This window comes from Burkholderia sp. 10_S31 (assembly GCF_056930375.1).
Genome location: NZ_JBXOWK010000001.1, coordinates 883,520 through 895,909 on the forward strand (window position 1 = coordinate 883,520; position 12,390 = coordinate 895,909).

Below are 12,390 nucleotides of genomic sequence, written 5' to 3' on the forward strand. Positions count from 1 at the left end.
CGTCGCCATTTCGTCAGCTTGCTTGCGCGAGCCTTTCACGTCAGATCAAAGCGCGCGTTGTCCGGCGGACTCGCGCGCTTTCGTTTTTCTTGCAACGGCACACGCGGCCGACTCGTTTCCTCTCCATTCGATTTTCAACTGCCGGCCAGTTGAACATTTCATTTCTTGATGCAATTGCGGCTGGATACCATCCAGCGACTGTCTATACAACCCGATCGGGCGCATGGGCAGCATCGACAAAACACAACATCGACAAGCAGGTTTGGAGAGGAGATGACGGAGATGGTGCGAATGATGGGCAGGAAGACGGGCGTCGCGTGCATGAGCGCGGCCATTGCGATGGCGTGCGCCGGCGCCGCGCACGCGCAGTCGACGGTGACGCTGTACGGGATCGTCGACGCCGGCGTGACCTACACGAACAACGCGAAGGGCCATGCGCTGTGGCAGTTCACGGGCGGCAACGAATCGGGCCCGCGCTGGGGCTTGATCGGCTCCGAGGATCTCGGCGGCGGCCTGAAGGCGAACTTCCGGCTCGAGAACGGCTTCAACGTCGCGAACGGCGCGCTCGGACAGGGCGGCCGGATGTTCGGCCGTTCCGCATGGGTCGGCCTGAGCGGCGCGAACTGGGGCGCGGTGACGCTCGGCCGCCAGTACAACTCGACGCAGGACATCCTCGGCTCGCTGCAGATGAGCAGCTTCCTCGCGCAGTACTCGACGCACCCGCTCGACAACGACGACATCAACAACACGTTCCGCACCAACAACGCGGTGAAATACGTGTCGCCGACGATCGCGGGCCTGCAGGCGAACCTCGTTTACGGCTTCTCCAACTCGACCGGCTTCGCGAACGACAACAGCTGGAGCGCGGGCGTCACGTATGCGAACGGGCCGCTGAACGCCGGTGCCGCCTATGCGCGCGTGAATCATCCGGCAGTCAGCACGAGCGGCGCGGTTGCTTCGGATAACTACTATCCGGCGTCGGCATCGGTGTTCGGTGCGAGCCTCGGGAACGCGATCCGCCAGCAGATCTGGGGCGCGGGCGGCAGCTACGCGATCGGGCCGGCGACGCTCGGGCTGCTGTACACGGGCTCGAACTTCGGCCAGGCGACGGGCGGTGCGCTGCGCTTCAGCAACTACGAAGGCAGCCTGCGCTACATGATCACGCCCGCGCTGATGGCCGCGGCCGGCTACACGTATACGAAGGTCGCGCGCGACGGCGACGGCGGTCACTACCAGCAGGTGTCGGCCGGCGCGCAGTACCTGCTGTCGAAGCGCACCGACGTGTACGTGAACGGCTTCTACCAGAAGGCGTCGTCGGGCGTCGGTCACGCGTGGATCGACGGTACCGACGGCCCGTCGTCGACGACGTCGCAGGTCGCGGTGGTGGTCGGCATTCGCGAGAAGTTCTGATGTTCCGACGCGTTCGCGCGTCTTCCGGAGGAGACGAGATGAAATTCAAACTGTTGCTGGCGGCGTTGCCGTTCGTCGGGATGTACACCGGCGGCTCGATCGCCGAGGTGCGGCCGCTGCTGTTCGGCCTGCCGTTCCTGCTCGTATGGAACCTGATCTGGATGGCGGCGACCGCCGCGATCCTCGCGATCCTGTTCCACCTCGACGAGCGCGACGCCGCCCGCGACGGCCGCACGGGAGACGCGCGATGAACGCATCGATCATCATCATCGCGGCGTTCGCCGTGTTCGCGCTTGCAATCGGCGTGATGGCGCGGCGCGGCCGCAAGCTCACGCTCGAGCAGTGGGCGGTCGGCGGGCGCGGCTTCGGCTCGCTGCTCACGTTCCTGCTGATGGCCGGCGAGGCGTTCTCGACGTTCTCGTTCCTCGGCGCGAGCGGCTGGACCTACAGCAAGGGCGTGCCCGCGTTCTACATCCTGTCGTACGGCTGCCTCGCGTTCGTGATCGGCTACTGGATGCTGCCCGCGGTGTGGCGCTATGCCAAGGAACGCGGGCTCGTGTCGTTCGCCGACTACTTCGCGTCGAAGTACGACAGCCGCGCGATCGGCGTGCTGGTGTCGGTCGTCGCGGTGTTCGCGATGGTGTCGCTGCTGATGATCCAGTTGCGCGGGCTCGGCGTGATCGTGTCGGAGATGTCGTATGGGCTGATTCCGCAGGCCGCCGCGATCTGGATCGCCGCGACGCTGATGGCAGTCTACATGGTCGTGTCGGGCATCCACGGCTCGGCGAACATCGCGATCGTCAAGGACGTGCTGATCCTCGGCATCGCGATCTTCCTCGGCCTCTACCTGCCGATCCACTACTACGGCGGCCTCGGCGCGATGTTCGCGAAGATCGACGCCGTGCATCCGGAACTGCTTCGCATGCCGGAGCATGGCTTCAACCTGAGCTGGTACAACTCGACGATCCTGCTGACGTCGCTCGGCTATTACCTGTATCCGCACGGCTTCACCGCGATCTATGTCGCGAAGGACGAACGCGCGCTGCGCCGCAACGTGATCCTGATGCCGCTGTACCAGGTGCTGATCGCGTTCCTGTTCCTCGTCGGCTTCGCTGCCGTGATGACCGTGCACGGGCTCGAAGGCGCGCAGACCGATCTCGCGCTGCTGCGCCTCGTGAAGCAGACGTTCCCGGCGTGGTTCGTCGGCGTCGTCGGCGGCACGGGCCTCTTGACCGCGCTGGTGCCGGGGTCGCTGATCATGCTGAACGCCTCGACGACGATCGCGCGCAACATCTATCGCGAAGGCTTCGCGCCGAACGCGACCGACCGCCAGGTGACGCGCGTCGCGCGGATCGCACTGCCGATCTTCACGCTGGTCGTCGTGTACTTCGTGCTGCGCGGCGGTGCGACCTTCGTCACGCTCGCGATCTTCTCGTCGAGCCTGCTCACGCAGCTCGTGCCGATGCTCGCGTCGAGCTTCCTGAAGCGGCCGTTCGGCACGCGGGAAGGCGCATTCGCGGGGATCGTCGCCGGTGCGATCGTGATCGCGATGACGAACTACTACGGCGTGACGCTCGCCTCGCTGTTCCCCGGCGCATCGAGCACGCTCACGTCGATCAACCCGGGGCTGGTCGCACTTGCCGTGAACGCGGTGGTGTTCATCGCGATCAGCGCGGTGCAGCGCAAGCTGAAGGCGCGGGTGGCGGCGCCGGTCGGCTCCGCGTAACGGCCCATTCGTGTTGCCGCCGTCGAGCCGCCGGGCTGCTGCCCGGCGGTTTTTCCGTTCGGTGGCACCCGAACCATTTCGCATGACAACAGGACACCAATCGATGACTACCGAGGACAGAGCCGACGACCGGCGTGAAGCAATCGATACGCTGATCGCCAACGGCTGCGTGATCACGATGGACCCGCAGCGCCGCGTGATCGAGAACGGGGCGGTCGCCGTGAAGGGCGATCGCATCGTCGCCGTCGGCGATACCGCCGAGCTGCACGCGCGTTATCGTGCTGCGCGCACGATCGACGCACGCCGCAAGGCCGTGCTGCCGGGCCTGATCGATGCGCATGCGCACGCGGGCCATGCGATGCTGCGCACGATCGGCGGCGCGGATGGCGATGCGTGGTCGGCCGCGGCCGAGACGATCTACACGCGCGCGTCCGACGAGGCGTTCTGGGAAACCGAATCGCACCTCGCGGCGCTCGAGCGGCTGAAGGCCGGCGTGACGACGGGCGTGTCGCTGCTCGGCGGCGGTAACTCGATCATGCGCGTCGACGATCCCGTCTACGCGCGGCGCCATTGCGACGCGGTCGTGCGCACCGGCACGCGCTCGATCGTGGCCGTCGGCCCGTCACGGCCGCCCGCGCCGCGCGCCTACACGCGCCACACGCCGGACGGCAGCGAGACGCGCGACATCGATTTCGACACGATGTACGACGTGTGCGGGCGCATCGTCGACGAATGCCACGGCGATGCCGACGGCCGGATCCGGATCGCGCTCACGCTGCCCGTGTATGGCCCCGAGCATGATCCGGAACTCGCACAGTACGAGCGCGCGTTCCGCGACCAGGCGGCGCGCTACGGCGCGCTGGCGCGCGAGCGCGGCCTCACGTTCACGCAGGACGGCCATCGCGCCGGCACGCTTGCGTTCGCTCATCGCGAACTCGGGCTGCTCGGCCCGACGTCGTTCATGTCGCACAGCATCGACCTGACCGACGACGACATCGCCGCGTGCGTGGAAACCGGCACCGCGATCGTCCACAACCCGAGCGCGATCATGTCGATCATCGGCCGCTGCCCGGTGCCCGAGCTGATCGATGCGGGCGTGACCGTCGCGATCGCATCGGACGGCGCGGCGCCCGATCGCGGCTACGACATGTTCCGTCACATGTGGCAGTGCATGCACTACCATCGCCGCCACTTCCGCGACCCGGAGGTGCTGCCGCACGGCAAGGTGCTGGAGATGGTGACGATCGATGCGGCGAAGGCGCTGTCGCTCGATCGCGAGCTCGGTTCGCTCGAAGCCGGCAAGCTCGCCGACGTCATCCTCGTCGACCTGTTCCGCCCGCACATGATGCCGATGAACATGCCCGTGTATCGCGTGACGTGTTTCGCGAATGCGGCCGACGTCTGCATGACGATGGTCGGCGGGCGGGTGCTGATGGAGGATCGTCGCGTGCTGTCGGTCGACGAGCACGAGATCCTCGAGCGTGTAATGACCGTCGCGCAGACGATGATCGAGCGCAGCGGGTTGCGTCGCCTGCTCGACGAGCCGAAGACGCTCTGGGGCCGCAGCCGCTATTGAGCGACGGGTTTACCGCGTGCGGCCGGCCGATGGGCCGGCCGCCATCACGCCACGGCCGCTTCACCAACCCGGAATTGCGCGACGGCATCGCTGAGCCGCGTGCTCTGATCCTCGAGCGACAGCGCCGCGGCAGCCGCTTCCTCGACCAGCGCGGCGTTGCGCTGCATCGTCTGCTCCATCTGGATCACGGCGGCATTCACCTGCTCGATGCCGGAGGTCTGCTCGTCAAATGCGATGCTGGTCTCGTTCATGATTGCATTCACGCGTTCGACCGCGGTGACGAGTTCGGTCATCGCGGAACCGGCGAGCGCGACGAGACCGCTGCCGTCTTCGACGCGCTGCGTCGAGTTGCCGATGAGCTCGCGGATTTCCTTCGCCGCCGATGCGCAGCGCTGCGCGAGCCCGCGCACCTCGGTCGCGACCACCGCGAAGCCGCGCCCCTGTTCGCCCGCGCGCGCGGCTTCGACCGCGGCGTTCAACGCGAGGATGTTGGTCTGAAACGCGATGCTCTCGATCACGCCGACGATGCCGGAGATCCGTGCGGAGCTGTGCGAAATCGCCGACATCGTTTCGACGACGCGCTGCATCGCATCGCCGCCTCTCGATGCGATACCGGCCGCACCTTCCGCGTAGGTGCGTGCATCGCGCGCGTTGTCCGCGTTCTGGCGGACGGTTGCCGTCAACTGCTCCACGCTGGCCGCGGCCTGCTGCAGCGACACGGCCTGCTGTTCCGTGCGCGCGGACAGGTCGACGTTGCCGCTCGCGATCGTGCGGACGTCGCCGACGATCGTCTCCGTGCTGGTGCGCACCTGGGTCACGGTTTCGACGAGGCCGTCCTGCATCTGCTTCAGCGCGTTCAGCAGGTACGCCATCTCGTTCTTGCCGGGAATGACGACCGTGCCGGTCAGGTCGCCTTTCGAAATCCTGTCGAAGTGGTCGACGGCGAGATGGATCGGCTCGATGATCGCCTTCGCGAGCACGCGCTGCGCGAGGAACCCGACGATCAGCGCGAACAGGGCGACTGCCGCCATCGCCCACACGATCCGTTGGAAGCGTGCGCCGGCCGCGTCGTAGCGCGCCTTCTGGCGCGCGACCTGGAACGATTCGAGCGCGTCGATCGCGTCCTGGTAAGCCGTGAACAGAGCCGGCGGCGCGGTGCGGTGCGTGTCGAGGAAGTCGAATGCGTTGTCGTGATCGAGTTGCGACATCGCTTTCAGGAACACCTGGTCGAGCAGCGTGCGGCGGCGGTTTTGCAGCGTGTCGAACAGGGCCTGCTCGTCCGCGTCGCGCGCGTGCAGGCGCGTGTATGCGTCGAGTTCGTCGTTGCTCTGCTTGAGGAGCGTGTGGAGCTGCGCGATTTCCGCCTTCGCGGGCTGGCCGGCGCTGATGATCTGCGCGACGTCGCTCACGCGCTCGCGCAGCACGAGCATGCGCTCCGAGCTGGTTTTCAGATGAAGCAGCGACGCGGTGTCGTCGCGGTACATCGCTTCGAGCGAACTGTTGCCGGCATAGAGCGCGGCGATGCACGCGCCGACGACCAGTACGAGTAGCGCCGTATAGCCGGCGATGGTCGCGACGAGTCCGCCGCGGATGGTGAGTTTTCGCATGACGTTTCCTTGCCGGCGGCCCGAAGGGCGGACGACGGCGGATAGGGATTCCGGATCACGAACGACGACGGGCACCGCGGCGCAATGCGGGGTGCCGGGATTGCGAACGGGTTAACGGCAGGATTGGCGGCGTACTTTTATCCGCATGCGACGTAAATCAGGCAGATTCCGACAGGACGGGCCGGGAAAACGGATGCGTCGCCGCGGGAAACGGCGCGTCGATCGGGATTCACCCGAATCGTCCGCGCAGCCGGCTATCCGCTATTCGCCTTTCGCCAGTCGCGACCGGATCTCGTCGACCGACAGGTCGCTCTGATGCGTGGCGATTTGCCAGGTATTTCCCCACGGATCCCTGACCATCGCCCGCCTGTCGCCGTACGGCAAGTCGGCCGGGATTTCGAGCGAAGTCGCGTGCGCGGCGATCGCGCGCCGGTAGGTCGAATCGGTATCGTCGACATAGACATAGAGGAACGCCGGCATCGGATCGCGCAACCCGTCGTCGCCGCTCACCATCACGACGGAATCGCCGATCCGGATTTCGGCAGGCAGCCCTGAGCGGAATTCGCCCTGCGCGAGAAACACCGTCTTGATGAAGCCAACGAGATCTTTCGGATCGCTTGCGATGATGCGGGGCGTGACGGTATGCCATCCATCGGGCTGAAACTTGACCATGTCGAACGACCTCCGGGAGCGACTGGCGCGGGCAGGGTATTGTCCTCCGGGACCGGACGATGCGCATCCGCGGAATCAAGGGCCACGAACGATTGGCTCCCGATCCGGTCTGATGCTGGCGTCGCCGGACATATCGGGTCCGGTCAGTCAGGAGCAACATGATGCTGATCGTTTTCTTTCTGGTTGCGCTTTTCGCGATCGTTGTGACCATGTCCCGCGGCGTGGCCCGCCGGGCAGACGCGAAACTTCGCGCGCGATTCGACGCGGAAGGCCCGCGCGGCGAGGTGTCGCGCCAGTTGATGCGCGATGCGGGATACGGCGTCTGAGTGGCTGCATCCGTTGCAAGCTGCCTGATTGCAAGGCCGTCGCAAGCCTGGGACGGTGCAGATCGACGAAGGTGCATTCCGCCGTGCGCGATGCGCCTTTCCTTGCGTTGACGGGTGGCTGCAACGTGCGTTATCCGCCGGGCACCACGGATATCGAACGCGCGCGTTCACGCGCATGCGGGTCCGCCGTGCCGTCGCGTGCCGGCCCGAAGCCGCGGCACCGTCGATGCCGATGGTTGATCGCCGGTGTACATGCTAGGATTTCCATCAAACAACTTCGGAGACTGCCATGCCGTTCATCTGCGAAAACGTTGAATGCCGTGCCGTGCTGGCTCGAGGGCAGGTCAGGTCCCGTCAGGAAGACGCGGGCTGGTGCTTCTACTGTCCAGACTGCAACGCCAGGAACGAATTGAAGGATATCGGCGGCGCGGGCGGCCCTGTCGAGCTGGTTCAGCCTGAACGATCCGGTCTTCCGCACAAGGTCGTCGCGACGGCCCGGCCACTGGAAGACGGCAGATATGCGGCGCAGTTGCGCGTTCAGCGTGCGCTCGCGGTGAAAGGAACGTACGCGGCCGAAGAGCACTGGGAAGAGCTCGGCGTCTTCCCCGACGCGCAAGAGGCCGTCGCGCATGCGAAGTCCTTCGCGACGGACTTGCTGCAGCGAGCGGCGTAATCACCGATACGATCGATGGTGCAGCCGTGCCGCGGGCAATGCCACTGCATTTGCCTGCCGGCCGGCGCGCTTGTCGATCCTGTTCCGGCGCAATGAATGCGCGCCCCTGTAGCGCCGCACGTTCGTGCGGCTCGAGGGCGTTGCCACGGTTGCCTGAAACGAAGAAGCGGCGTCGCGCACGACGCCCCTTTGCATGGCCCGCCCGCGTCCGTCAGTTGTAAATATCGAACGAGAAGTACTTCTTCGCGATTCGCTGATACGTGCCGTCCTGAATCAGGCTCGCGAGCGCCTGGTTGATCTGCGTGCGCAGTGCGTCGTCATCCTTGCGCACGCCGATCGCGGAGCCGACGCCAAGCGTCTTCGGATCATGCAGCGGCGGCCCCGCGAACTCGAAGTTCGCGCCCTTCGCGGTCTTCAGGAAGCCGAGATCGGCCTGCACCGACGACTGCAGTGATGCGTCGAGGCGGCCGGAAATCAGGTCCTGATAGACGAGGTCCTGTGTCTGGTACGTGCGCACGATTACACCCTTCGGTTCCCAGTACGTGCGCGCATAGGTCTCCTGCGTCGACCCCTGCTCGACGCCGACGCTCTTGCCGGCCAGCGACTCGGCCGTCGGCTGCAGGGTCGAGCCGCGCCGCGCGACGAGGCGCGGCGGCACATTGTTGATCTTGTCGGTGAACGCGATCTGCGCGAGGCGCTTCTCGGTCACGCTCATCGACGACAGCACGCCGTCGAACTTGCGCGCCTTCAGCGCCGGAATCATCCCGTCGAACGCATTCTCGACCCACACGCAGCGCACCTTCATGCGTTCGCAGATCGCGTTGCCGAGATCGATGTCGAAGCCGACGAGCTTGCCGTCCGGCGCGAGCGATTCGAATGGTGCATAGCTGGGATCGACGCCGAGGCGCAGGACGGCCGGGTCTTTCGCGGCGGCGGCGCCTGCCGTCAGCGCGAGCGCGACGGCAATGACGAGCTTTTTCATGACTGTCTCCATGATTGATGTCGTGGGTGGTGAAGCGAATGTGCGGCCGGCAGGCGTGACGGCCCGCGCCCGGCCATGCGCGGGCGGCGTGGACGATCGCCGGAAGATGCCGGCGGGCGTTCCGATCAGGGAATCGGGCGAGTCAGCGCGCGGCGCCGGTGATGCGCGCCATGCTGCGCCGGTAGCCGGCGGGCGAGAACGCGGCGTTCAACGCGGCCATCGACGCGATCACGCCGATATGCATCCACCACGCGATCGCGAAGCCGCCACCCGCGTCGCGCAGCCAGCCGATCAGCCAGGGGCTTGCGGCGACGGTCAGGAAGCCGACGCCCTGCACGAACGCGGCGAGCGCGCCCGCGAGTCGCGCGTCGGGCAGATGGTCGAGCGTGACGATCAGGCTCATCGAGAAGAAGCCGCCGAGCCCGAGGCCGACGGTCGCGACCCACAGCCACGGCGCGAGCGCGGGCATCGTCGCGAAGCCGACGAAGCCGGCCGCCTGCAACGCGAGCGTGAGCCACAGCACCGGGCGGCGATCGTGCGACCGTTTCGCGAGCATCGGCATCGCGAGCGCACCGGCTGCCTGGAACAGCGCCATCCACGCGAGCAGGTTGCCGCTCGCCTGCGGGCTCATGCCGACGCTGCGATAGAACGCGGGCAGCCAGGCGACGAGGCTCGCGTAGCCGCTGTTGCTGAGGCCGAAGAACAGCGCGAGCAGCCATGCGCGGGCGACCCGCGCGAACGCGGTGACGGGCGCCGATGCCGCCGCCGCATGCACCGCGTCGCGCGGTGCCTTCGCGCGCCACAGCGCGAGCGTGACGAGTGCGGGCACGGCCCATACCGACAGCGACAGATGCCAGCCGCCGTGCGCGGCGAGCCACGGGCTCGCGACCGCGCCGAACGCGCCGCCGCCGACCAGCGCGGCCGAATACAGGCCCATCGCGAGCGGCAGGCGGTCGACGAACCAGCGCTTTGCGAGGCCCGGCGCGAGCGACTGGACCACCGCGACGCCCGCGCCCGCGACGATCGCGGTGACGACCAGCCCGGTGCTGCTGCCGGCCCACAGGCGCGCTGTGCAACCCGCGGCGATGAGCGCCAGCGCGGCGATCAGTGCGCGCTGCTCGCCCACACGCCGCGCGAGCCCGACGCCGATGCCGGCGACGACGCCCATCAGCACGAACGGCAGCGTGGTCAGCAGCGCGGCCGCGCGGAAACCGAGGCCGGTGTCGGCGCGCACGAGATCGAGCACGGGGCCGAACGCGGTCAGGAACGGACGCAGGTTGAGGCCGGCCAGCACCAGCAGCGCGAGCGCGCCATAGGACACGGAAGCCGCATGCGGGCGGGGAACGGCTTGTGCGGTGCCGGGGTCGGTCATCGGAATGCTCCAGGGGGGGCCGGTGGCCCTGTGATGCGATGCCGAAAGGGTAAAGGCCCGCCTGCCCGGGGGAAAATTAAATATTCGACTGGGTATCAGTGCGGAATGCGATGGCGCGGTGTTCCGCCGTTGACGGTCGGCGCACCCGTCGCGCCAATGCTCAGACGGTCACGACGATCTTGCCGACCTGCGCACCGGCTTCCATGTACCGATGGGCTTCGGCGATGTCGTCGAACGCGAACGTGCGATCGATCGACGGCTTCAGCGCGCCGGCCGCGAGCACGTCGACGATGAAGCGCTTCGCGCGTTCGAGCCGCTGCGCGTCGCCGCGCTCGAGCCCGCCGAGCTCGATCAGCGCGCCCCATGCGGTGACGAACATCATCCACGTGGCCGCGGCTTCCTCGAACGACAGGTTCGCCGGATGCCGGACGAGCGCATGCGCGCGCCCGCCGTCCTTCAATCGACCGGATGCAGATCCTGCAGCAATGTCGGCACGAGCTCCGACACGGTCGGGTGGATATGCATCGCACGACTGATCGTCGTGTACGGCGCGCCGGCGGCCATCACGTCGAGCAGCCCGTGCACGACCTCGTCGCCGGTCACGCCGAGGATCGACGCACCGAGAATCGCATGGCTGTCCGCATCGATGATCACCTTCATGAAACCCTGGCTCTCGCCTTTCTCCACCGCGCGTCCGACGCGCGTCATCGGCCGCGTGCCGACCAGCAGCCGGCGACCGGTCTGCTTCGCTTCCGCGAGCGTCATGCCGACGCGGCCGAGCGGTGGATCGATGTACATCGCATAGGCGGTGATGCGGTCGGACACCTTGCGCGGATCGTCGTCGAGCAGGTTCGCCGCGACGATCTCGTAGTCGTTGTACGCAGTGTGCGTGAACGCGCCGCGCCCGTTGCAGTCGCCGAGCGCCCAGATGCCGGGCACGTTGGTGCGCAACTGGTCGTCGACCGTGATGTAGCCGCGCGAGTCGGTCGCGACACCGGCCTGTTCGAGCCCGAGATCGTCGGTGTTCGGCACGCGGCCGACCGCGAGCAGCAGGTGCGACCCCGCGACCTCGCGGCCGCCGCCCGCGCAGTCGAGGCCGACCACGATACCGTCGCCGTCGCGCCGCGCATTCAGGCAGTTCGCATCGAGCTGCACGTCGATGCCTTCGTTCGCGAGAATCTCGCGCACGGCCTGCGACACGTCCTCGTCCTCGCGATGGATCAGGCGCGAACCTTTCTCGACGATCGTGACCTTCGAGCCGAAACGACGGTACATCTGGCCGAATTCGAGCCCGACGTAGCTGCCGCCGATGATCACCAGATGCTCGGGCAGGAAGTCGACGTCCATCATCGTCGAGTTGGTCAGGTACGGCACCGAATCGAGGCCGGGCATCTTCGGGATCTGCGCGCGGCCGCCGACGTTGATGAAGATACGGTCGGCCTCGAGCAGGTCGTCGCCCACGCGCACCGCGTCGGGGCGCTCGAATCGGGCATGACCCTGAAACACGGTCGTGTTGTCGAGCCCGCGCACCCATTGTTCGACGCCCTGGTTCGAGCGGCCGGAGATCCGGTCCTTGCGCGCCTTCACGGCCTTCATGTCGACGCTGACGGGGCCGACCGACACGCCGTATTCTTGCGCGCGCCGCGCGAGCTGCGCGGCGTATGCGCTTGCGATCAGCGTCTTGGTCGGAATGCAGCCGGTGTTCACGCAGGTGCCGCCGAAGCGGCCGCGTTCGACGATCGCGACTTTCAGGCCGGTGCCTGCGAGCCGCGCGGCGAGCGGCGGCCCGGCTTGGCCCGTGCCGATGACGATCGCGTCGAAGTGTTGCGTCATGACGTCCTCCTGCGCTGGTTCAACGTGGGAAGGGGGACGCGCAAGCCGCATGCCGCGCCGGCGCGCGCCCCGAACAGCGACGAGCGTTTATGGTAGACCGGTTGGCGGGGGCGTGGGAGTCGCATGGATGCGCGAGAGGCGGAACCTCGTGCATTCACGGTCGGGAGGGTCGCTGCCCGCCGCGGGACAATGCGGTCCCCTTGATGTGTCCCT

Annotated in this window: 11 protein-coding genes and 1 pseudogene; 6 read left to right on the top strand and 6 right to left on the bottom strand. The window is 67.2% G+C overall.

What is annotated here, in order from left to right; genetic code table 11:
* Nucleotides 1-282 precede the first annotated feature (282 nt).
* From AC1Z3W_RS04065 to AC1Z3W_RS04080, 4 genes are all read left to right on the top strand, one after another.
* Nucleotides 283-1,410, top strand: a complete 1,128-nt coding sequence (locus tag AC1Z3W_RS04065) for a porin (protein WP_483507826.1) — start codon at nt 283-285, stop codon at nt 1,408-1,410.
* Between the two features lie 38 nt (nt 1,411-1,448).
* Complete coding sequence (locus tag AC1Z3W_RS04070) at nt 1,449-1,661, top strand: DUF3311 domain-containing protein (RefSeq protein ID WP_014900269.1); 213 nt, start codon at nt 1,449-1,451, stop codon at nt 1,659-1,661.
* Nucleotides 1,658-3,136, top strand: a complete 1,479-nt coding sequence (locus AC1Z3W_RS04075) for a sodium:solute symporter family protein (protein WP_057925822.1) — start codon at nt 1,658-1,660, stop codon at nt 3,134-3,136. The genes AC1Z3W_RS04070 and AC1Z3W_RS04075 overlap by 4 nt, the downstream gene beginning before the upstream one ends.
* A 103-nt stretch (nt 3,137-3,239) precedes the next feature.
* Nucleotides 3,240-4,712, top strand: coding sequence for an amidohydrolase family protein (locus tag AC1Z3W_RS04080; RefSeq protein WP_483507093.1), 1,473 nt, complete (start codon nt 3,240-3,242; stop codon nt 4,710-4,712).
* Between the two features lie 44 nt (nt 4,713-4,756).
* Here the strand turns inward: AC1Z3W_RS04080 and AC1Z3W_RS04085 are convergent, their stop codons facing one another.
* Nucleotides 4,757-6,319 carry a methyl-accepting chemotaxis protein gene (locus AC1Z3W_RS04085; protein ID WP_175827277.1) on the bottom strand — a complete coding sequence of 521 codons (1,563 nt, stop codon included), beginning with the start codon at nt 6,317-6,319 and terminating at the stop codon, nt 4,757-4,759.
* Nucleotides 6,320-6,580: 261 nt separating this feature from the next.
* Nucleotides 6,581-6,991 (bottom strand): VOC family protein, encoded by a 411-nt coding sequence (locus tag AC1Z3W_RS04090; protein ID WP_483507094.1) that lies wholly within the window; start codon nt 6,989-6,991, stop codon nt 6,581-6,583.
* Nucleotides 6,992-7,149: 158 nt separating this feature from the next.
* On the opposite strand from AC1Z3W_RS04090, the gene AC1Z3W_RS04095 reads away from it, so the two are divergent.
* Both AC1Z3W_RS04095 and AC1Z3W_RS04100 read left to right on the top strand, forming a co-directional pair.
* On the top strand, nt 7,150-7,317 hold the full coding sequence (locus AC1Z3W_RS04095) for a hypothetical protein (RefSeq protein WP_160327443.1): 168 nt from the start codon (nt 7,150-7,152) through the stop codon (nt 7,315-7,317).
* A gap of 289 nt (nt 7,318-7,606) precedes the next feature.
* Nucleotides 7,607-7,990 (top strand): hypothetical protein, encoded by a 384-nt coding sequence (locus tag AC1Z3W_RS04100; protein ID WP_057925818.1) that lies wholly within the window; start codon nt 7,607-7,609, stop codon nt 7,988-7,990.
* A 211-nt stretch (nt 7,991-8,201) separates the two neighbouring features.
* Here AC1Z3W_RS04100 and AC1Z3W_RS04105 read toward each other — a convergent pair whose 3' ends face one another.
* The 4 genes and pseudogenes from AC1Z3W_RS04105 to AC1Z3W_RS04120 form a co-directional block, all read right to left on the bottom strand.
* Entirely contained in the window at nt 8,202-8,972 is a 771-nt protein-coding gene (locus tag AC1Z3W_RS04105) for an ABC transporter substrate-binding protein (RefSeq protein WP_483507095.1), read from the bottom strand.
* 142 nt (nt 8,973-9,114) lie between these two features.
* A complete protein-coding gene (locus AC1Z3W_RS04110; RefSeq protein ID WP_483507096.1) occupies nt 9,115-10,344 on the bottom strand; it encodes a cyanate transporter in 1,230 nt (409 codons plus the stop codon).
* A gap of 160 nt (nt 10,345-10,504) precedes the next feature.
* Nucleotides 10,505-10,786 (bottom strand): annotated as a pseudogene (locus AC1Z3W_RS04115) (zinc-binding dehydrogenase); the annotation flags it as partial.
* A gap of 14 nt (nt 10,787-10,800) precedes the next feature.
* On the bottom strand, nt 10,801-12,177 hold the full coding sequence (locus AC1Z3W_RS04120) for an FAD-containing oxidoreductase (RefSeq protein WP_175827280.1): 1,377 nt from the start codon (nt 12,175-12,177) through the stop codon (nt 10,801-10,803).
* Nucleotides 12,178-12,390: the final 213 nt, after the last annotated feature.